Annotated in this window: 19 protein-coding genes; 11 read left to right on the top strand and 8 right to left on the bottom strand. The window is 66.7% G+C overall.

What is annotated here, in order from left to right:
* Window positions 1-70 precede the first annotated feature (70 nt).
* Both G3N94_RS26670 and G3N94_RS26665 read right to left on the bottom strand, forming a co-directional pair.
* Window positions 71-1,573, bottom strand: coding sequence for an aldehyde dehydrogenase (locus G3N94_RS26670; protein WP_205795532.1), 1,503 nt, complete (start codon window positions 1,571-1,573; stop codon window positions 71-73).
* A gap of 90 nt (window positions 1,574-1,663) precedes the next feature.
* Window positions 1,664-2,215 (bottom strand): cupin domain-containing protein, encoded by a 552-nt coding sequence (locus tag G3N94_RS26665; protein WP_205795531.1) that lies wholly within the window; start codon window positions 2,213-2,215, stop codon window positions 1,664-1,666.
* Between the two features lie 413 nt (window positions 2,216-2,628).
* Here G3N94_RS26665 and G3N94_RS42600 point away from each other — a divergent pair, with 413 nt between their 5' ends.
* The 11 genes from G3N94_RS42600 to G3N94_RS26615 all read left to right on the top strand — a co-directional run bounded on the left by G3N94_RS42600 (window position 2,629) and on the right by G3N94_RS26615 (window position 15,553).
* Complete coding sequence (locus G3N94_RS42600) at window positions 2,629-2,850, top strand: hypothetical protein (RefSeq protein ID WP_346778735.1); 222 nt, start codon at window positions 2,629-2,631, stop codon at window positions 2,848-2,850.
* A gap of 311 nt (window positions 2,851-3,161) precedes the next feature.
* On the top strand, window positions 3,162-3,953 hold the full coding sequence (locus G3N94_RS26660) for a gamma-glutamyl-gamma-aminobutyrate hydrolase family protein (RefSeq protein ID WP_205795530.1): 792 nt from the start codon (window positions 3,162-3,164) through the stop codon (window positions 3,951-3,953).
* A gap of 26 nt (window positions 3,954-3,979) precedes the next feature.
* Entirely contained in the window at window positions 3,980-5,317 is a 1,338-nt protein-coding gene (locus tag G3N94_RS26655; protein ID WP_205795529.1) for a glutamine synthetase family protein, read from the top strand.
* Between the two features lie 28 nt (window positions 5,318-5,345).
* On the top strand, window positions 5,346-6,773 hold the full coding sequence (locus G3N94_RS26650; protein WP_205795528.1) for an aspartate aminotransferase family protein: 1,428 nt from the start codon (window positions 5,346-5,348) through the stop codon (window positions 6,771-6,773).
* Between the two features lie 60 nt (window positions 6,774-6,833).
* Window positions 6,834-7,952 carry a polyamine ABC transporter substrate-binding protein gene (locus G3N94_RS26645; protein ID WP_205795527.1) on the top strand — a complete coding sequence of 373 codons (1,119 nt, stop codon included), beginning with the start codon at window positions 6,834-6,836 and terminating at the stop codon, window positions 7,950-7,952.
* A 186-nt stretch (window positions 7,953-8,138) separates the two neighbouring features.
* On the top strand, window positions 8,139-9,293 hold the full coding sequence (gene potA / locus G3N94_RS26640) for a polyamine ABC transporter ATP-binding protein (protein WP_205795526.1): 1,155 nt from the start codon (window positions 8,139-8,141) through the stop codon (window positions 9,291-9,293).
* A 10-nt stretch (window positions 9,294-9,303) separates the two neighbouring features.
* Window positions 9,304-10,290, top strand: coding sequence for an ABC transporter permease subunit (locus tag G3N94_RS26635; RefSeq protein ID WP_205795525.1), 987 nt, complete (start codon window positions 9,304-9,306; stop codon window positions 10,288-10,290).
* Window positions 10,287-11,126 (top strand): ABC transporter permease subunit, encoded by an 840-nt coding sequence (locus G3N94_RS26630; protein ID WP_205795524.1) that lies wholly within the window; start codon window positions 10,287-10,289, stop codon window positions 11,124-11,126. Before G3N94_RS26635 ends, G3N94_RS26630 begins: the two co-directional genes overlap by 4 nt.
* Window positions 11,127-11,228: 102 nt before the next feature.
* Window positions 11,229-12,821 (top strand): DUF3138 family protein, encoded by a 1,593-nt coding sequence (locus tag G3N94_RS26625; RefSeq protein WP_205795523.1) that lies wholly within the window; start codon window positions 11,229-11,231, stop codon window positions 12,819-12,821.
* A gap of 100 nt (window positions 12,822-12,921) precedes the next feature.
* Window positions 12,922-14,226 (top strand): FAD-binding oxidoreductase, encoded by a 1,305-nt coding sequence (locus G3N94_RS26620; protein WP_205795522.1) that lies wholly within the window; start codon window positions 12,922-12,924, stop codon window positions 14,224-14,226.
* A gap of 25 nt (window positions 14,227-14,251) precedes the next feature.
* Window positions 14,252-15,553 (top strand): FAD-binding oxidoreductase, encoded by a 1,302-nt coding sequence (locus tag G3N94_RS26615; protein WP_205795521.1) that lies wholly within the window; start codon window positions 14,252-14,254, stop codon window positions 15,551-15,553.
* A gap of 15 nt (window positions 15,554-15,568) precedes the next feature.
* On the opposite strand, the gene gor is transcribed toward G3N94_RS26615, so the two are convergent.
* The 6 genes from gor to G3N94_RS26585 all read right to left on the bottom strand — a co-directional run bounded on the left by gor (window position 15,569) and on the right by G3N94_RS26585 (window position 21,049).
* Complete coding sequence (gene gor, locus G3N94_RS26610) at window positions 15,569-16,924, bottom strand: glutathione-disulfide reductase (protein ID WP_205795520.1); 1,356 nt, start codon at window positions 16,922-16,924, stop codon at window positions 15,569-15,571.
* Window positions 16,925-17,165: 241 nt separating this feature from the next.
* Window positions 17,166-17,405, bottom strand: a complete 240-nt coding sequence (locus G3N94_RS26605) for a hypothetical protein (RefSeq protein ID WP_205795519.1) — start codon at window positions 17,403-17,405, stop codon at window positions 17,166-17,168.
* Between the two features lie 402 nt (window positions 17,406-17,807).
* The gene (locus tag G3N94_RS26600; RefSeq protein ID WP_205795518.1) at window positions 17,808-18,929 is read right to left on the bottom strand and encodes a porin; all 1,122 of its coding nucleotides are present in this window, start codon (window positions 18,927-18,929) and stop codon (window positions 17,808-17,810) included.
* Between the two features lie 352 nt (window positions 18,930-19,281).
* The gene (locus G3N94_RS26595; RefSeq protein ID WP_205795517.1) at window positions 19,282-19,971 is read right to left on the bottom strand and encodes a YoaK family protein; all 690 of its coding nucleotides are present in this window, start codon (window positions 19,969-19,971) and stop codon (window positions 19,282-19,284) included.
* A 106-nt stretch (window positions 19,972-20,077) separates the two neighbouring features.
* Entirely contained in the window at window positions 20,078-20,419 is a 342-nt protein-coding gene (locus tag G3N94_RS26590) for a zinc ribbon domain-containing protein YjdM (protein WP_205795516.1), read from the bottom strand.
* A gap of 102 nt (window positions 20,420-20,521) precedes the next feature.
* On the bottom strand, window positions 20,522-21,049 hold the full coding sequence (locus G3N94_RS26585) for a chromate transporter (protein ID WP_205795515.1): 528 nt from the start codon (window positions 21,047-21,049) through the stop codon (window positions 20,522-20,524).
* Between the last annotated feature and the right edge of the window lie 111 nt (window positions 21,050-21,160).

Genomic DNA, 21,160 nt, shown 5'->3' with positions numbered 1-21,160 from the left:
CCGGCTGCCGCACGGCAGCCGGCCGCGTGCACACCGCATGCCGCCGCGGCGCGCACGCGCACACGCAAGCTCAGCGCAGCCGCACGAGCGTCGACTTCAGCTCCGTGTATTTCTCGAGCGCATGCAGCGACTTGTCGCGGCCGTTGCCCGACTGCTTGTAGCCGCCGAACGGGAAGTTCATGTCGCCACCCTCGTCGTAGCAGTTCACCCACACGGTGCCCGCGCGCAGACGGCGCGACACCTCGTGCGCGGTCGTCAGGTTCGACGTCCACACCGCGGCCGCGAGCCCGTACTCGGAGTCGTTCGCGATGCGCACGGCCTCGTCGACATCGTCGAACACGATCACCGACAGCACCGGCCCGAAAATCTCCTCGCGCGCGATCTTCGCGTCGGGCTTCACCTCGAACACGGTCGGCTCGACGTAGAAGCCGCCCGTCTCCTCCTTCACGCGCGCACCGCCCGTCACGAGCTTGCCCTCGCTGCGCCCCGCTTCGATGTAGCCGAGCACGCGCTCGAGCTGGATGCCGTCGACGATCGCGCCCATCGACACCGACGGGTCGAGCGGATTGCCGGGCACGTACGCGCGCGCGGCCGCGACCAGCTTCTCGATGAACACGTCCTTGATGTCGCGATGCACGAGCAGGCGCGAGCCCGCGGTGCACATCTCGCCCATGTTGTAGAAGATCGCGCCGGCCGCGGCCTGCGCCGCGCGGTCGAGATCCGGACAATCGGGCAGCACGATGTTCGGCGACTTGCCGCCGAGTTCGAGCCACACGCGCTTCAGGTTCGATTGCGCGGCGTACTGCATGATCAGCTTGCCGACCGCGGTCGAGCCCGTGAACGCGACGCAGTCGACGTCGCGATGCAGTGCGAGCAGCTTGCCGGGCTCGCCCGCGCCCGGCACGACGTTGAACACGCCGGCCGGAATGCCGGCTTCGTGCGCGAGCTGCGCGACGCGGATTGCGGTGAGCGGCGATTTCTCCGACGGCTTCAGCACCACGCTGTTGCCGGCCGCGAGCGCCGGACCGAACTTCCACGCGGCCATCAGGATCGGGAAGTTCCACGGCACGACCGCCGCGACCACGCCGATCGCCTCGCGCGTGACGAGCCCGACCAGATGATGGTCGGCCGGCACGACTTCGCCGCCGACCTTGTCGATCGCTTCGGCGAACCATTCGACGCAGTAGGCGGCGCCCGGCACGTCGACCGTCGTCGTGTCGCCGATCGGCTTGCCCGCGTCGAGCGTCTCGAGCAGCGCCAGCTCGTCGAGATGCGCGCGCATCAGCGCGGCCCAGCGCAGCAGCACTGCCTTGCGTGCGCGCGGGTTCAGGCCCGCCCACACCTGTGCATCGAAGGCGCGGCGCGCGGCCGCGACGGCCGCGTCGACATCCGCCTCGCCGCAATCGGCGACCTTCGCGAGCACGCGGCCGTCGATCGGGCTCACGCAGTCGAACGTCTTGCCGGCGTGCGCGTCGCGCAATGCGCCATCGATGAATGCGCGCCCTTCGATCTCGAGCGACGCTGCCTTGTCCTGCCAATCAGCCAAAGTCAAAGCCAAAGTCAACTTGTTCATCAGGATGCCTCAGTGTTGAGTCATTCGCCATCCGAAGCGATGCGCCCACGACATGGCCGGCGGCGAATGCGGTGATGCGCGGTCAGAAGGTCAGAAGGTCGGCGGCGAGTTGGCCGAGACGACCTCGCAGATCTGCTCCGCGCTGGGATTGCGAAAACGATGCGGCAAACGGCTTTCGAAGTAGTAGCCGTCTCCGGGGTCAAGCAGCCAGGTCGCGCCGTCGACGGTGAGTTCGAGCTGCCCCGACACGACGACGCCGCCCTCGTGCCCCGCATGCACGAGCATCTCGGGGCCCGTGTCGGCCTGCGGCTGGTAGACCTCGCGCATGATGCACATGTTGCGGTCCTTCACGCCCGCACCGACCAGATGAAACGCGAGCGTATCGTTGCCGAGGTTCGGCATCTCGTCACGGCGCGACACGACCGTGCGCGATTCGACGAGCTCAAATGTGAAGAATTCCGCGAGGCTCATCGGTATGCATTCGAGCAGCTTCTTCAACGAGCCGACCGACGGGCTGACGCGCCCTTGTTCGATCAGGGAAATCGTGCCGTTGGTCACGCCGGCCCGCTTCGCGAGTTCGCGTTGCGACAGGCCATGCTTGTTGCGCACGAAGCGCAGACGCTCGGCGACTTCGGTGGACATCGATTCGGTTTCGGACACGATAGGTGCGGTGAAAAAGTGAAACGACGCGTGGTACGGCCGTTGAATATTCTAATCACTTTATGCCGCGTATTGACGGGGAAAACCCTGAAAGGCGTTCGAAATAATCAACACCCCACGCATCATTCCATTTACGCATCTTTTATTCGCAGTGCTTCGGGAAAGCCCTGATGCAGGACCGTAAAAAAACATTTGACGCCGTTTTTGGCTCGTATATGCTGGCTCTCAGGTCAGCGTCATCTGGCCGTCATGAGCAGCGAATCGCGTTATTGCAACGCAAAAATCGACGCTCATCGATGTGAATGACGCGCGACCGACGCCTCGATTATTTAAACGCCCCCGGTGTTCGAGCAATCAGGTGTTCAATACTTTCAACAAACCAGTCGAGTGTAATCGTGAGAGTCCGTGGCCCTCTGGTGAGGTGGGATCGAGGCGATGCGCGAAGTTCGCGCAGCGCTGCCCCGCCTTCCGACGGCAGTTGCGGCTGGCATAGTCCTCGCCTGCATCTGTCGATCTACACCATCCTGTCCCGTCGTTCCGTTCGACGTCACAACGCCGTCTCCGCGCGCGCGTTCGTCGCGATCCATACCGACGAAGTGGCGTCGCTGCTGCCGTAGCGCCTCTCTTCTCTTTCCGTCGTCCGTTTCGCCCGCATCACGTCTGCCGCCCACCGTTTGACTGGTGACCGGTGACGGATCGCGCTCGCGCGTGCATTGCCGCGCGCTGCGCCGCACCACGAAATGGACGCCGCCTGATCGTCGCGCGCAGCGCGGGTCGCCCACGGATTCCCGCTGCGCTCATTTGTCAGCGGCCTTGCGCATTGCGCACGGCTGCGGGGCCATGTCGCGCCTGCTTTTCGGCGCAAGCCATATTCGGCTCGCATCGGCAGCAACGCTTCACGGCTTGTTTAGGCAACCTGATTGACGCCATGGAAAGGAAACCTCTCGTCGGCCTCACCGCCGACTACACGCAAATCGGCGCGCACGCGTCGCACACCGTCGGCGACAAGTACGTCGCAGCCATCGTCGACGGCGCGCACGCGCTCGCGATGGTGCTGCCCGCGCTCGGCGAACGGCAGTCGGCGGACGACATCGTCGACGCGGTCGACGGCCTGTTGTTTACCGGCAGCTATTCGAACGTCGAGCCGCACCTGTACGGCGGCGAACCGAGCGCGCCCGGCACGAAGCACGACGCCGCGCGCGACGCGACGACACTGCCGCTGCTGCGCGCGGCGATCGCCGCCGGCGTGCCGGTGCTCGCGGTCTGCCGCGGCTTCCAGGAGCTGAACGTCGCATACGGCGGCACGCTGCACCAGCGCGTGCACGAAGTAGCCGGCCTCGCCGATCACCGCGAGGACGACGACGCGCCGCTCGAGTCGCAATACGGGCCCGCGCATCCCGTGCGCCTGACGGCAGGCGGCCTGCTGCATCGGCTCGCCGACGGCCGCGACGAAGTGCAGGTGAATTCGCTGCACAAGCAAGGCATCGCGCGACTCGGCGCGGGGCTCGCGGTCGAGGCAACCGCGCCCGATGGACTGATCGAGGCCGTGAGCGTGATCGACGCGCCGGCATTCGCGCTCGCCGTGCAATGGCATCCGGAATGGCGTCACGCGCACGACGCGCTGTCGAGCGCGATGTTCCGCGCCTTCGGCGCGGCCTGCCGCGCCCGCCGCACAGCCCGCACCGCCCGCACGCGCGCCGCGTCCGCCACGCTCGCATGAGCGCCGAACCAACAACGAGAACAGACATGCAAGACATCGAAGACTTTCTGAAGCAGCACCGGATCACCGAGATCGAAGCGATCATTCCCGACATGGCCGGCATCGCGCGCGGCAAGATCACGCCGCGCAACAAGTTCACGTCCGGCGAATCGATGCGCCTGCCGCAGGCCGTGATGGTGCAGACCGTCACCGGCGAATATCCGGAAGACGGGTCGCTCACCGGCGTCACCGATCCCGACATGGTGTGCGTGCCCGACACGTCGACGATCCGCCTGATCCCGTGGGCGGTCGACCCGACCGCGCAGGTGATCCACGACTGCGTGCATTTCGACGGCTCCCCGGTCGAGATCTCGCCGCGCTACGTGCTGCGCCGCGTGCTCGAGCTGTACAAGGCGAAAGGCTGGAAGCCGGTCGTCGCGCCCGAGCTCGAGTTCTACCTGGTCGACATGAACAAGGACCCGGACCTGCCGCTGCGTCCGCCCGTCGGCCGCACGGGCCGCCCCGAAACGGGCCGCCAGTCGTATTCGATCGAGGCCGTCAACGAGTTCGACCCGCTGTTCGAGGACATCTACGAGTACTGCGAATCGCAGAACCTCGACATCGACACGCTGATCCACGAGGTTGGCGCCGCGCAGATGGAGATCAACTTCATGCACGGCGACGCACTGTCGCTCGCGGACCAGGTGTTCCTGTTCAAGCGCACGGTGCGCGAAGCGGCGCTGCGCCACAACATGTACGCGACGTTCATGGCGAAGCCGATGGAAGACGAGCCAGGTTCCGCGATGCACGTGCACCAGAGCATCGTCGACGAGGAAACGGGCCAGAACCTGTTCACGTCGAAGGAGACGGGCGGCGCGACGTCGATGTTCTACAACTACCTCGCGGGCCTGCAGAAGTACACGCCGGCGCTGATGCCGATCTTCGCGCCGTACATCAACTCGTACCGCCGGCTGTCGCGCTTCATGGCCGCGCCGATCAACGTGCAGTGGGGCTACGACAACCGCACGGTCGGCTTCCGCATCCCGCACTCGGGCCCGGCCGCACGCCGCATCGAGAACCGGATCCCGGGCGTCGACTGCAACCCGTACCTCGCGCTCGCCGCGACGCTCGCGGCCGGCTATCTCGGGATGACGCAACGCCTCGAGCCGACCGAGCCGCTCGTCAGCGACGGCTACAGCCTGCCGTACCAGCTGCCGCGCAACCTCGAGGAAGGCCTGACGCTGATGGCCGCCTGCGAGCCGCTCGGCGAGATTCTCGGCCACAAGTTCCTGAAGGCGTATTTCGCGCTGAAGGAAACCGAATACGAAGCGTTCTTCCGCGTGATCAGTTCGTGGGAGCGCCGCCATCTTCTGCTGCACGTATAAGCGTGCACGACCGCAATCCGGAGGAAACATGACCTACCGCACCGAATCAGCCTGGATCCAGCCCGCCGCGCCGGCGGCCCGCGCGACGCAACAGCGCACGACCGCCGAATACCGCGCGCTCGACGCCGCGCACCACATCCATCCGTTCTCCGACATGGGCGCGCTCAACCGCGCGGGCAGCCGCGTGATCGTGAAGGCGGACGGCGTCTACCTGTGGGACTCGGACGGCAACAAGATCATCGACGGGATGGCCGGCCTGTGGTGCGTGAACGTCGGCTATGGCCGCAAGGAGCTCGCCGACGCCGCGTACCGGCAACTGCAGGAGCTGCCGTTCTACAACACGTTCTTCAAGACCACGCATCCGCCGGTGATCGAGCTGTCGGCGATGCTCGCCGAGGTGACGCCGCCGGGCTTCAACCACTTCTTCTATTGCAACAGCGGCTCGGAAGGCAACGACACCGTGCTGCGTCTCGTGCACCAGTACTGGCGCGTTCAGGGCCAGCCGCAGAAGAAATACGTGATCTCGCGCAGGAATGGCTACCACGGCTCGACGATCGCCGGCGGCACGCTCGGCGGGATGGGCTACATGCACGAGCAGATGCCGTCGAAGGTCGAGAACATCGTGCACATCGACCAGCCGTATTTCTTCGGCGAAGCACCGGCCGGCGAAACGCCGGAAGCGTTCGGCCTCGCGCGCGCACAGCAGCTCGAAGCGAAGATCCTCGAACTCGGCGCGGAAAACGTCGCCGCGTTCATCGGCGAGCCGTTCCAGGGCGCGGGCGGCGTGATCTTCCCGCCGTCGACGTACTGGCCGGAAATCCAGCGGATCTGCCGCAAGTACGACATCCTGCTCGTCGCGGACGAAGTGATCGGCGGTTTCGGCCGCACCGGCGAATGGTTCGCACACCAGCACTTCGGCTTCGAGCCGGACCTGATCACGATGGCGAAGGGCCTCACGTCCGGTTACGTGCCGATGGGCGCGGTCGGCATCCACGAGCGCGTCGCGCGGCCGATCATCGACAACGGCGACTTCAACCACGGCCTCACGTATTCCGGCCACCCGGTCGCGGCGGCGGTCGCGGTCGCGAACCTGAAGCTGCTGCGCGACGAAGGCATCGTCGAACGGGTCAAGACCGATACGGGCCCGTACTTCCAGGCGCTGATGCGCGAGACCTTCGCGCGTCATCCGATCGTCGGCGAAGTGCACGGCCACGGCCTCGTCGCGAGCCTGCAGCTCGCCGAAGCGCCGGCCGAGCGCCGCCGCTTCGCGAACGGCGGCGACGTCGGCACGATCTGCCGCGACTTCTGCTTCAACGGCAACCTGATCATGCGCGCCACCGGCGACCGGATGCTGCTGTCGCCGCCGCTCGTGATCTCGCGCCAGGAGATCGACGAGCTCGTGTCGAAGGCGAAGAAAGCCGTCGATGCGACCGCCCAGCAACTGGGCCTTTCGTAACGGCTTTGCTTACGGGCGGCGGCGGGCGCCGCCGCCCATATAACCCAAGGGAACTCCACCATGCGTGCTCGTCATCTTCGCCAAGCCTGCTCCGCCGCCGCCCTTGCCGCCGCGGCCGCGTTCACGTCTGTCGCCAGCCCGCCGGTGCAAGCCGCCGACGAACTGAACGTCTACAACTGGTCGGACTACATCGCGCCCGACACGATTCCGAACTTCCAGAAGCAGACCGGCATCCACGTGAAGTACGACAACTACGACAGCGACGACACGCTGCAGGCGAAGCTGCTCGCGGGCAGCTCGGGCTACGACATCGTCGTGCCGACGTCGAACTACATGGCCAAGCAGATCCAGGCGGGCGTCTACCAGAAGCTCGACAAGTCGAAGCTGCCGAACCTCACGAACCTCGACCCGCTGCTGATGAAGATGATCTCGGATGCGGATCCGGGCAACCAGTACGGCGTACCGTGGGCATACGGCACGGACGGCATCGGCTACAACGTGCAGGCCGTGAAGAAGGCGCTCGGCGACAACGCGCCGCTCGACAGCTGGGCGCTCGTGTTCGACCCGGCCAACATGGCGAAGCTGAAGGGCTGCGGCGTGTCGTTCCTCGACCAGGCTGTCGACGTGTTCGCGGCGACGCTGCAATACATGGGCAAGAACCCGAACAGCACGAACCCCGCCGACTACCAGGCAGCCTTCGACGTCCTGAAGAAAGTCCGCCCGTACATTACCCAGTTCAACTCGTCCGGCTACATCAACGATCTCGCGAACAACGACGTCTGCGTCGCGCTCGGCTGGTCGGGCGACGTCGGCATCGCGCACCGCCGCTCGTCGGAAGCGAAGCGCTCGTACGACATCAAGTTCGCGAACCCGAAGGAAGGCGGCCTGCTGTGGTTCGACGTGATGGTGATCCCGAAGGATGCGCCGCACGCCGAAGCCGCGCTGAAGTGGATCAACTACATCGAGGATCCGAAGGTCAATGCGGCGATCACCAACACGGTGTTCTATCCGACCGCGAACAAGGCCGCACACCCGTTCGTGACGCCGGCAGTCGCGCAGGACCCGACCGTGTACCCGTCCGAAGAGGTGCTGAAGAAGATGACGCTGATGAAGCCGATGCCGGCCGACATCCTGCGTCTGCAGAACCGCCTGTGGGCGCAATTGAAGACCGGCCACTGATCTCCATGCATGCACGCGGTGCAGGAATCGCTCGATCCCTGCTCGCATGAATCACGCGGACGACCGTCCGCCCGCGCGCGCCGCGCGCACGCTCCACCCGGCACGAGCCGTTCACGCGAGTCGCATCCTGCGCCTCGCGCGGGGACGCTCACGCCTGCAATCCGTGATGAACGAATGGTGAAACACATGCAATCGATACCCTCTTCCGCTGCCGCGCGCCAAGCGCAGCCGGCCGCTGCGGCCCGCTCGAAGAACGATGCGTTCGTGCGCATCGAGAACGTCGTGAAGAAATTCGGCGACAGCACCGCCGTCGACAACGTGAACCTGACGATCGCGAAGAACGAGCTGTTCGCGCTGCTCGGCAGCTCGGGCTGCGGCAAGTCCACGTTGCTGCGCATGCTCGCCGGCCTCGAGACGGCCACCTCGGGCAAGATCTACGTCGACGGCGAGGATCTCGCGTCGCTGCCGCCGTATCGCCGCCCGGTGAACATGATGTTCCAGTCGTACGCGCTGTTCCCGCACATGTCGGTCGAGTCGAACGTCGCGTTCGGCCTCAAGCAGGAAGGCACGCCGAAGAACGAGATCAAGGAGCGCGTCGCCGATGCGCTCGCGCTCGTGCAGATGAGCAAGTATGCGAAGCGCAAGCCGCATCAGCTCTCCGGCGGCCAGCAGCAGCGCGTCGCGCTCGCGCGTTCGCTCGTGAAGCGCCCGAAGCTGCTGCTGCTCGACGAGCCGATGTCCGCGCTCGACAAGAAGATTCGCCAGAAGACCCAGCTCGAGCTCGTGAACATCATCGAGAAGGTCGACGTGACCTGCGTGATGGTCACGCACGACCAGGAAGAAGCGATGACGATGGCGAGCCGCCTCGCGGTGATGAGCGAAGGCAAGATCGTGCAGATCGGCTCGCCGGGCGAAGTGTACGAATTCCCGAACAGCCGCTTCTCGGCCGAATTCATTGGTTCGACGAACCTGTTCGAAGGCCGCGTGGTCGAGGACGAGCCGGATCACATCTTCGTCGAGAGCGACGATCTCGAAACGCGGATGTACGTGAGCCATGGCGTCACGGGCCCGCTCGGGATGCCGGTCGGCATCTCGGTGCGCCCGGAACGCATCCACGTGTCACGCGACAAGCCGAGCTCGCAGCACAACTGGGCGCGCGGTGTCGTCTCCGACATCGCATACATGGGCAGCTACTCGCTGTACCACGTGCGCCTGCCGAGCGGCAAGACGGTCGTGTCGAACCTGTCCAGCTCGCACCTGATGCACGACGGTGCGCCTGCGTACAACGACGACGTGTTCGTGTCCTGGTCGCCGGCGAGCGGCGTGGTACTGACGCAATGAGGCCGACCCGATGAGAACCCCTGCCTCCACTCCGTCCGCGCCGGTGTCGACCGGCGCCGTGGCCGCGACCGCGGCCCCCGCGCGCGCAAGCCGCTTCGCGTCGCTGTCGCGCTTTTTGCCGTCCGGCCGCAGCATCGCGATCGGCGTGCCGTTCGTATGGCTGACCGTCTTCTTCGCGCTGCCGTTCGTGCTGGTGCTGAAGATCAGCTTCGCCGACCAGCTGATGGGCATCCCGCCGTACACGGCGCTGATGCAGATCAAGGACGGCGTCGTGCACTTCGCGATCCAGCTCGGCCACTACGCGTTCCTGCTGCAGGACGACCTGTATGTCGCGACCTACCTCAGCTCGCTGAAGATGGCCGCGGTGTCGACGTTCTTCTGCCTGTTGATCGGCTATCCGATGGCGTACTACATCGCGCGCTCGGAACCGGCCACGCGCAACGTGCTGATGATGGCCGTGATGCTGCCGTTCTGGACGTCGTTCCTGATCCGCGTGTACGCATGGATCGGCATCCTGAAGGATGACGGCCTGCTTAACCACGCGCTGATCGCGCTCGGCATCATTCATTCGCCGCTGCGCCTGTATCACAGCGACGCGGGCGTCTATATCGGGATGGTCTATTCGTACCTGCCGTTCATGGTGATGCCGCTGTACGCGCACCTCGTGAAGATGGACCTGACGCTGCTCGAAGCCGCATACGACCTGGGCGCGAAGCCGTGGGTCGCGTTCACGCAGATCACGCTGCCGCTGTCGAAGAACGGGATCATCGCCGGCAGCCTGCTGGTGTTCATCCCGGCGGTCGGCGAGTACGTGATTCCGGAGCTGCTCGGCGGCGCGGACACGCTGATGATCGGCCGCGTGATGTGGGACGAGTTCTTCAACAACATGGACTGGCCGATGGCATCCGCGGTGACGGTGGCGATGGTGGTGCTGCTGCTCGTGCCGATGGCGCTGTTCCAGTACTACCAGGTCAAGGAACTGGAGGACGTCAAATGATCAAGCCGAGCAAACCACTGTCGACGGGTGTCCTCGCGTTCGGGTTCCTGTTCCTGTACATCCCGATCATCAGCCTCGTCGTGTACTCGTTCAACGAGTCGAAGCTCGTGGCCGTCTGGTCGGGCTTCTCGCTGAAGTGGTACGCGGCGCTGTGGCAGGACGACGAGCTGCTGACGGCCGCGTGGCTGTCGCTGAAGATCGGCCTGCTGACCGCGACCGCGTCGGTCGTGATCGGCACGTGGGCGGGCTTCGTGCTCGCGCGCTTCGGCCGCTTCAAGGGCTTCACGCTGTACACGGGGATGATCAACGCGCCGCTGGTAATTCCGGAGGTGATCCAGGGGATCTCGCTGCTGTTGCTGTTCGTGGCGCTGGAGCAGATGTTCGGCTGGCCGAAGGGGCGCGGGATGGTGACGATCTGGATCGGGCACGTGATGCTGTGCGTGTCGTACGTCGCGATCATCGTGCAGTCGCGCGTGAAGGAGATGAACAAGTCGCTCGAGGAGGCCGCGCTCGATCTCGGCGCGACGCCGCTGAAGGTGTTCTTCGTGGTGACGCTGCCGCTGATCTCGCAGGCGCTGCTGTCGGGGTGGCTGCTGTCGTTCACGCTGTCGATCGACGATCTCGTGCTGTCGGCGTTCCTGTCCGGCCCCGGCTCGACGACGCTGCCGCTGGTGGTGTTCTCGCGCGTGCGTCTGGGCCTGAATCCGGAGATGAACGCACTCGCGACGCTGTTCATCAGCGCGGTGACGATCGGCGTGATCGTCGTGAACCAGATGATGATCGCGCGCGAACGCCGGCGCGTGGCCGACATGAAGGCGGCGTTCGCGACGGCGTGACGCCTTCCCATTTCCCTCATTCGATAACAACCACAGCGCGCCGCGTCACGCGGCGCGCGATCTGAAAACGCATTGACAGGCACACGACAAGGAGAATCCGCGATGAAGAAGAAACTGATCTGCCTGCTGGTCGCCGGCGCGTTGCCCGGCATCGCGCTGGCCGACTCCACTTCCGCCCAGATCAAGGCACTGCAGGCGCAGGTCGCCGCGCTGCAGAAGCAGATGAAGGCGATGCAGTCGCAGCTCGCCGCGAAGCCTGCCGCTGCCGCGACCGCGCAAGCCGGCGCGTCGGCGGGCGGCAAGACGGCCGCGGTCGCCGTCGACCAGTCGTCCCCCGACTACGGCAAAGCGCAAGCAGTGCTGAGCAACGACGACGTGACGGAAATGAAGCAGCAGATCGCGAACCAGCAACTGAAGGTCGATTCGCTGAGCGACGCCGCGAACACCGGGCCGATCGCGGGCCTGTCGATCACGGGCTACATCGATCCGACCTACGTGTACAACCGCGCGGCGAGCTCGTCGTCGTTCCTGTTCGCGAACCACGAGAGCTCATACAACTACTTCAACAGCACGTTCGGCGACCTGTACCTCGACATCAAGAAGACCTTCGGCGTCGGCCCGATGGCGCCGTCGGCGGAGATCACGCTGATGCCGAACCGCGGCAACGGCATCACGCTGCTGCAGAACTCGCGCGGCAACATCGGCAACAACATCCTGAACACGGCGGTCGTCAACGTGCCGATCACGGCCGAGACGACGTTCGTCGCCGGCCTGATTCCGAGCTTCGGCGGCTACGAAGTGCAGCAGTCGAACCAGATGCTCACGCTCACGCACGGGCTGCTGTACGATTTCTCGGATCCGGGCAGCTACATCGGCGCCGGCGCGAACTACACGAAGGGCAACTGGGCGTGGAAGTTCTTCATCGGCAACGAGCAGTACCGCACTTACGGGTCGGTCACGCAGACCGGCACCAATGCGCTCGGCGATCCGATCTCGACCAGCAACAAGGTGCCGACCTTCACCGCGCGCGCGGACTACACGTGGTCGAGCGCGCTCGACATCGGCGGTTCGTTCAACATCGGCAGGCAGACGCTGGCGTCGGCGCCGGTGACGGATCCAACGACCGGTCAGCAGATCGGCGTCACCTATGGCCCCGGCGGCGCCGCGCCGAGCGCGTACGGCACATTCTTCTTCGGCGAAGTCGACGCGACCTACACGCTTGCCGACGTGCAATACAACGCCGAGGTCGACTATGGCCAGCAGCAGCACGCGGCGTTCAACGGCGGGCTCGCGCAGTGGTACGGGCTGTCGCTGCTCGCGCACCGCAAGTTCAACGCGCCGGTGGTCGGCCGCATGGGCGTGACGCTGCGCTACGACCTGCTCGCGAACAGCAAGAACGGCGGCGGCGGTGGCGGCATCTCGCTGAACGGCAACGGGATGGACACGAGCAACGGCTTCGGCGTCGATGCGGACTGCCTCGCGATGTCGAAGGCCGGCGGCGGGCTCGGCTTCGAGTGCAAGGGCGCGGTGCGTCAGGACGTCGCGCTCGACCTGCTGTTCTATCCGACCCAGCAGATCACCGTGAAGGTCGAATACCGGCACGACTGGGCGAACAACAAGGTGTTCCTGCGCAACGACGGCTCGTACGGCAAGTCCAACGACCTGCTCGCGACGCAGTTCATCTACTCGTTCTGACGCTGGCCGCGCGGGACGCCGTGTGGCACGCACGGCGTCCCGCGCCGTTTTACAGGCAGGATTGCGGCGCGTCGCGCGCCGCATCGACGGAGTCGGTTTCATGAGCCAGTCTTTCACCCGCCGCGCCGACGCGCTCGCGCGCGACTCGTACTACGAAGCAAGCGCCACGCGCGCCGCGGTCGATGACCCCGTGCTCGACGACACGCTCGATGTCGACGTCTGCGTGATCGGCGCCGGCTTCGCGGGCCTGTCGACCGCGCTCGACTGCCGCGCGCGCGGGCTGTCCGTCGCGGTGATCGACGCGCATCGACCCGGCTGGGGCGCATCGGGACGCAACGGCGGCCAGGCGATCACCGGCTTCGCGAAAGACGAGGAGATCGAGCGCCAGCTCGGCGCGCACGGTGCACGCGCCGCATGGGCGCTGTCGCTCGACGGCGTCGCGCTGATCGCCGAGCGCATCGCGCGCTACGGGATCGACTGCGACTTCACGCGCGGCTACCTGACCGTCGCGACGAAGCCGCGCCGCATCGATGACCTTCACGCGTGGATGGACGCGGCCACGTCGCGCTGGGGCCATCCGTCGCTGACCTGGCTCGATACGGACGCAATCCGCTCGCGCATTGCGTCGACCCGCTATCTTGCCGGCGTCTACGATCCGCTGTCGGGCCACCTGCATCCGCTCAAGTACTGCCTCGGTCTCGCCGATGCCGCGCGCCGCGACGGCGTCGCGCTGTTCGCGCACACGCCCGCGCTCGACGTCGTGCGCGGCACGCGGCCCGTCGTACGCACACCGTCCGGCGAGATCCGCTGCCGGTTCGTCGTGTCGTGCTGCAACGCAGGGCCGGGCGGCGTGCTGCCCGCGGCGACCGCCGCGCGCATCGCGCCGATCGCGTCGTACATCATCGCGACCGAGCCGCTCGGCAGCGCACGCGCGACCGCGCTGATCGCCCAGCGCGAAGCCGTGTGCGACAACAATTTCTTCCTCGATTACTTCCGGCTGTCCGCCGATCACCGGATGCTGTTCGGCGGCCGCGCGGACTCCGCGGGCGCGTCACCCGCCGCGCTCGCCGACACGATCCGGCGCCGCATGGTCGGCGTGTTCCCGCAGCTCGGCGACGTGCGCGTCGACTACGCGTGGGGCGGCTTCGTCGACGTCACGCGCAACCGCGCGCCGGATTTCGGCACGCTCGATCCGAACTTCTTCTACGTCCAGGGCTTCAGCGGCCATGGCGTCGCGCTCACCGGCATCGCCGGCCGCACGATCGCCGGCGCGATCGCCGGCGACACGCGTGCGTTCGACCTGTTCACGCGCCTGCGCCACCGCCGCTTCCCCGGCGGCGACGCATGGCGCCAGCCCGCGCTCGAACTCGGGATGCTGTATCACCGCGTCCGCGAGTTGTTTTGAGAAATTTTCCTCCGTAATCCTGACCATGCAGACAATCGCGAACCAGCCGCATGCCGCGTCGTACTACGCGGCGACCGTCAACGATACGACCCGCCACCCGCCGCTCGCCGGCGCGACCGACGCCGACGTGTGCGTGATCGGCGCAGGCCTGACCGGCCTGTCGGCCGCGCTCAACCTGGCCGAGCGCGGCTATTCGGTGACCGTGCTCGAGGCGTCGCGGGTCGGATGGGCCGCGAGCGGCCGCAACGGCGGTCAGTTGATCGGCGGCTTCGCGTGCGACATCGATACGTTCGCGCACTTCATGCCCGAAGGCGACGTGAAGCGCATCTGGGAGATGGGGCTCGAGACGCTGTCGCTCGTGAAGTCACGCATCGCGAAGCATGACATCGACTGTGCGCTGGTGCCCGGCTACCTGACCGCCGCCAATACCGAGCGCGACGCCGATGCGCTGAAGCGCTGGCGCGACGAGGCCGCAAAGCGCTTCGGCTATGACCGCCTGCATTTCGTCGAGCCGGAAGCACTCGGCGACTTCGTGCAGTCGTCGCGCTATCGCGGCGGCCTGTACGACCCGGACAGCGGCCACCTGCATCCGCTCAACTACACGCTCGGCCTCGCGCGCGCGGCTCGCGAAGCCGGCGTGCGCATCCACGAGAACAGTTGCGTGACGCGCGTGCGCGACATTCCCGCCGGCCATCTCGTCGAAACCAGTCAGGGCCACGTGCGTGCGCGCTTCGTCGTGCTCGCGTGCAACGCGTATCTCGGCACACTCGCGCCGGCGCTGTCGCGCAAGATCATGCCGGTCGGCACCTACGTGATCGCGACCGAGCCGCTCGGCGAAGCGCGCGCCGCCGCGCTGATGCCCGCGCGCGCGGCGGTCTGCGACAGCCGTTTCGTGCTCGACTATTTCCGCCCGGCACCGGACACGCGCGTCCTCTGGGGCGGCAAGGTCAGCTATTCGACGCTGCCGCCGCGCAATCTCGCGGAATCGATGCGGCGCGACATGCTGAAGACGTTCCCGCAACTCGCGGACGTGAAGATCGACTATGCGTGGGGCGGGTTCGTCGACATCACGATGAACCGCGCGCCGCATTTCGGGCGCGTCGCGCCGACGATGTACTACGCGCAGGGCTTCTCGGGACACGGCGTGAACACGACCGCGCTCGCGGGCAGGCTGATCGCCGAGGCGATCGATGGCCAGGCGAGTCGCTTCGACCTGTTCGGCAAGATCAGGCATCGCGATTTCCCGGGCGGCGCGCTGCTGCGCACGCCGGCGCTCGTGCTCGCGATGAGCTGGTATCGGCTGCTCGACGCGTTCGGGGTGCATTGAGCATCGGGCATCCCGTTAATCGGCCACCTTCTGCCGCATCGTCACGAACTCCTCGGCTGCGGTCGGATGAATGCCGATCGTCTCGTCGAACTGCGCCTTCGTCGCGCCCGCGCGAATCGCGATCGCGATGCCCTGGATGATCTCGCCCGCGTCGCGGCCGACCATGTGCGCGCCGACGACCCGCTGACTGTCGCGCGCGACGACGAGCTTCATCAGCGTGCGCTCGTCGCGTCCGGACAGCGTGTGGCGCAGCGCCTTGAACGACGTGCGGTAGATGTCGACGTCGCGATGCACGTCCCATGCGCGCGCCTCGGTGAGACCGACCGTCGCGACCTCCGGCTGGCTGAACACCGCCGACGGCACCCACTCGTGATCGGCCGCGGCACGCTGCCCGCCGAACAGCGTCATCGCGAGCAGGCCGCCGTCGCGCGTCGCGACCGGCGTGAGCTGCGGGCGCGACGTCACGTCGCCGATCGCGTGGATTGACGCGACCGACGTCGCCGAGTACGCATCGACCGCGATCGCGCCGCGCGCATCGAGCGTAACACCGGCCTGCTCGAGCCCGAGCCCGTCGACGTTCGGCACGCGCCCGGTCGCATAGAGCACCGCGTCGTACGGCCCATGATGCGTGCCGCCGACCCGCACGCCGAGCGTGCCGTCGTCCGCGCGCTCGATCGCGTCGACCGATGCGCGGGTATGGATCGTCACGCGCTGCTTCGTCATTTCGTCGGCGAGGAAATGGCGGACGTCGTCGTCGAAGCCGCGCAGGATCTGCTCGCCGCGATAGAACAGGTCGGCCTGGCTGCCGAGCCCGTTGAAGATGCCCGCGAACTCGACCGCGATATAGCCGCCGCCGACCACCGCGATGCGGGCGGGCAGCGCTGGCAGCGACAGCGCCTCACGTGACGTGATCGCGTGCTCGATGCCCGGCAATGGCGGCAGCGACGGCCGCGAGCCGGTGGCGATCGCGATGTGGCGCGCGGTGATGCGGCGCTCGCCGAGCGCGACCGTATGCGCATCGACGAGCGTCGCGCGCCCCGCGTGCATCTCGACGCCGGACTGGCGCAACAGGTTGATGTAGATGCCGCTCAGCCGGTTGATCTCGCGATCCTTCGCGGCGATCAGCGCGGGCCAGTCGAGTGTGCCGGCGCCGAAGGTCCAGCCGAAGCCGCGCGCGTCCTCGACTTCATGCGGGTAATGCGATGCGTAGACGAGCAGCTTCTTCGGGATGCAGCCGCGCAGCACGCAGGTGCCGCCGATCTGCTCCTCTTCCGCAATGCCTACGCGCGCGCCATATGACGCCGACATCCGGGCCAGCCTGACGCCGCCCGAGCCGGCCCCGATCACGAACAGGTCGTAGTCGAATTCCATCGCATGCCCTCATCGTCGTTCTACAGAACGGATGACGGCACGATAGCAAGTTTCCGGTTTTCTTGCGGCGCCCGGCGCGCGCGCAAAAAAAACGGCGAGAGACATTGCCTCTCGCCTGTCAATCCAGCTGCCGGGTGTGCCATGCGTCACCGATCGACCGCATGCCCGACCTGCCGGCTGCGCGGCACCGGCTCGCCCGTCCGCGCGGAATGCGCGGCCGCGGCCGAGCCAGCCGCCATGCTCATGCCTGCGACGTGTCGCTGCCGTCGGTGGCTTGCGTATCGGCCTGCGATGCGTCTGCGGCTTCTTCGGGCTTCTCTTCCTTCTTCTCGAGCATGCCTTCGAGCGCTTCCGCGCCCTTGAAGCCGGCGACGGCCGCTGCCGCCTTGGTCAGGAGACCCGCATCCGGATCGACTTTCTCTGCAGCCTCGACGGCTGCCACGGCGCCTGCGATTTCGCCAACGGTGTTCAGGATACCCATCGTCATCCCCTTCTAACGTGAATCGTGAGGCGCATCGTCCCACGAAAAAAACCGGCGGACAGCGTTTGTCATCACCGGATACACAAATTACGGACCCTGCCGGCCACGCCCGCCGCGCGCACCGAAGCGACGCGCGCGCGTGCCCACGGACACACGCCGGACGATGCACGCAGATTAGCGGAAAGGTGTCGCGCGCACTGTAAAAATATGTTCTGGAATGCCGACGGATAGCTTACGGATTACGTGTCCGGCTATGGAGCGGACGCTGGATAGCCGTGCACGCGTATGAGCCCGGATGCCGCCGCGCGGCTGGCGGCGCGCACGTAAAAAAAGAGGCCCCGCAGGGCCTCTTCGTCATCAGCCGGACATCGGCCCGGCGTATGCGGTTCGGTGCGCAGTTCGTCAGAAGATATTGCGCAGGCCGATCGCGATGCCGGTCTGGTTGCTGCGGCCCGGCAGCTCGACGTTGGCCGCGCCGTTCGTCTTGTTGAAGTCGACGGTGCCGTAGACTTCGGTGCGCTTGCTGAGCGCGTACTCGGCGATGCCGACGATCGCGTAACGGTTGCCGCTCGAGAGCGTGCCGTTCGTGGTCATCGCGTTGCGCATGTGGTCGTAGTAGAACGCGCCCGTCAGCGTCAGCGGCGCGCTGACCTGCCAGCTCACGCCCGCGTACGGGCCGTCGTCGATGCGGCCGGTGCCCTTCGCGACCGGAATCGACTGCTGCGCGAGCAGGCTGTCGACGAAGCCCGTGTCGTCCTTCGAGCGCAGGTAACCCGCGTAAACCTTCGCCTTGCTGAACGCGTAGACGACGTTCGCGTGGTAGATCGTCTGCTTGCGCGCCGAGTTGTCGCTGTTCTGCTGTGCGCCAGCCGCGATGCTCAGCGGGCCCATCACGTACGACAGCGAGATGCCCCACGCATTGCCCTTGCCGAGCGAGCCGGGGATCTGGCCGGAGAAACCGCCCGCACCGGTCGACTCGTAGTTCGTGCCGGTCGAGTACATCGCGCTCGCGGTCAGGCCGCTGAACGTGCCCGTGTACTTGATCTGGTTGTCCGCATACAGCCCGCCGCCGAGTGCGACCGGCAGCCATGCGTTTTCGAAGTAGTTACCGACCGTCAGCGGATCGTAGGTGTCCGACAGCAGGTCGAACAGCGGCGTCTTCTGGCGGCCGAGGGTCACGGTGCCGTACTGGCTCGCCAGACCGACGTACGCCGCGCGGTTGAACAGGCGGCCGCTGTCCGAGAACGCGCCGTTCTGCAGGTTCACGCCGCTCTCGAGCTTGAACAGCCCCTTCAGGCCGCCGCCGAGGTCTTCCGTGCCGTAGATGCCGAAGCGGCTGTTGGTGATCGCGCCGTTGGTCATCGACAGCAGGCCGTCGTTCTTGGCGTTCGCGTTGGTCAGGTAGCGGACGCTGACGTCGGCGACGCCCCAGAGCGTGACCGAGCTTTGTGCTGCGGCATATTGGCTGGCGAATGCCAGGAAGGCGCCCCCTGCGAGTACTGCGAGTCTGGTGGTCTGCTTCATGAGCGTTCCTTTTTGTTGGTGTCTCCGTTCATTGCCGGCCGCGTGCGCAGCCGGGTGACGATCGCGCGCGTTCTTGGCGCGCGCGACGTGGCGAGAATCATAAGACCAGCCCGACCCTTGAAAGAAATTGAAACACGCCGGAACGGCCGGATTGTCGCCAGCACACAACGCTATGCCACGCGGGGCTTGCGTGCCGGGCGGCGAATCCCGGCGGTTTCGCCATGAGCGGGCGGTCGATCCTGTAAGAATCGGCCACCGCGCGGAGCGGGAAATGAACGGGGAGATCGAGAGATTCGGGGGGGCCGGGTCGCTGCGTTCGGCGGGTTCGGCGGGTTCGGCGCGAGTTCCGCGCTCAGCCGGCCGCGCCCACGCCCGCGCGGCGCCATGCACGCCGCACGATCTCCGCGAACGCGCCGGCAAGCAGCAGCACCGCGCCCCACAGCGCGAGTTCCGGCACGAGCCGCGTCACGAGGCCGCCCGCCACCGCGCCGGCGAGAAAGCAGAAGCTGATCGTCGCCAGCAGCGCCGAGTCGTGCAGCGCGCCGGCGTCGTAGCGCGGAATCAGCCCGACGAACAGTTTCTGCGTGGCACGCCGCAGGTTGCCGGTCGTCATCACCGACGTGTACGACAGTTCCTCGAGGTGGGTGAACGACAGCGTCTGGAGCGTCGCGACGAACGAAATGCCGGGAATCAGCCACGCGCTCGACGCGCCGACGACGCCGCTCGCCGCGATGCCGAGAAACGCGATCTCGACGATCAGGCTCGTGAACGCGGTATGCCGCATCCAGCCGCGCCGCGCGGCAAGCCCGAGCAGGTGTGCGACGAACACCGCGATCACGAAGCCGACGAGCGGCGGCACGTGATGCAGCGCCGCGGCCCACTCGCCGGCAGACAGGTTGATGCCGAGCAGCGCGACGTTGCCCGTCATCGTGTTCGCGAACACATGGCCGTGGCCGACGTACGTGTACGCGTCGAGATAGCCGCCCGACAGCGTCAGCAGCGCGGCGACCGTGAGATTGCGGCTGGCGCCGTCGAGATCCATCGATGCTCCGTTTGCCGCGCGGCGTGATTCACCACCGAGCCGCGCTGGCCCGGCGCGCGCCGCCCGGCCGCGCGTGGCGGGCGGTGCATGGCGGGTGGTGCGACAGTCAGTTCTTCTTCAGGTAGCAGGCCTTCAGCATCACGCTCATCCCGTCGACCTTGCAGTCGACTTCGTGATCGCCGCCGACGAGGCGGATGCTCTTCACCTTGGTACCCATCTTCAGCGTGATCGACGAGCCCTTCAGCTTCAGGTCCTTGATCAGCACGACCGAGTCGCCGTCGGCGAGCACGTTGCCGTTCGCGTCCTTGACGATGCGCGCCGCGTCATCGTCGGACGTTTGCGGGGCGGCACTCGACCACTCGTGTCCGCAATCGGCGCAAACAAAATTGTCGCCATCGGGGTAGGTGTTTTCCATCGCGCATTGCGGACAGGCGGGAATCGTCGACATGGTGCAAGGTCCTGCGGTTCGAATTCAAACCCCGCAGTATACCGGCCCGCTCCCCACCAACCCGATCCTGCCGCGCTGCGCGACAGCCGGCCCGCCGCGCATTCACTGCCCGACGCCCGTCAGCCCGATCAGCGCGCCGCCCGCGAGCAGCCACAGCGGATGGATGCGCGTGCGGTACGCGAGCATCGCGCACGCGGCGGTGATGCCCCACTGCACGGCCGTGCGATTCGACGCCTCGGCGATCAGCACCGCGCTCGCGACGACGAGGCCCGCGGTGACGGGCATCATCCCCTGCTGCACATAGCGCCGCCACGGACGGTCGCGAAACCGCTCCCATGCGTGCAGCGCGAGCACGGTGACGACCGACGACGGCCCGAACTTCGCGAGCGTCGCGACGAAGAGGCCCGGCCAGCCGGCCACGTGCCAGCCGACCAGCGACACGATCATCATGTTCGGCCCGGGCGCTGCCTGCGCGAGCGCGAACAGCGCGGTGAACTCGTGCGCGCTCATCCAGTGGTGCACGTCGACGACCTGCCGCTGCATCTCGGGCAGGATCGTGTTGCCGCCACCGAACGCGAGCAGCGACAGCTGGCCGAAGATCGTCGCAATCGCGATCAGCGTGTCGTTCATGGCCGGCCTCCGTTCCGCTTGCAACCGTGCTTGTAACCATGCTCGCCGCCGTGCTCGCCGCGCTGCTCGCCGTCCAGCGCCGCCGGCACGGCCCCCGGCGCCGCGGCAGGA

The sequence above is a fragment of the Burkholderia sp. Ac-20353 genome (assembly GCF_017104785.1).
Classification (GTDB): Bacteria; Pseudomonadota; Gammaproteobacteria; order Burkholderiales; family Burkholderiaceae; genus Burkholderia.
Note: the sequence above shows the minus strand (reverse complement) of the source record. Positions and strands in the feature narration are given on the sequence as shown.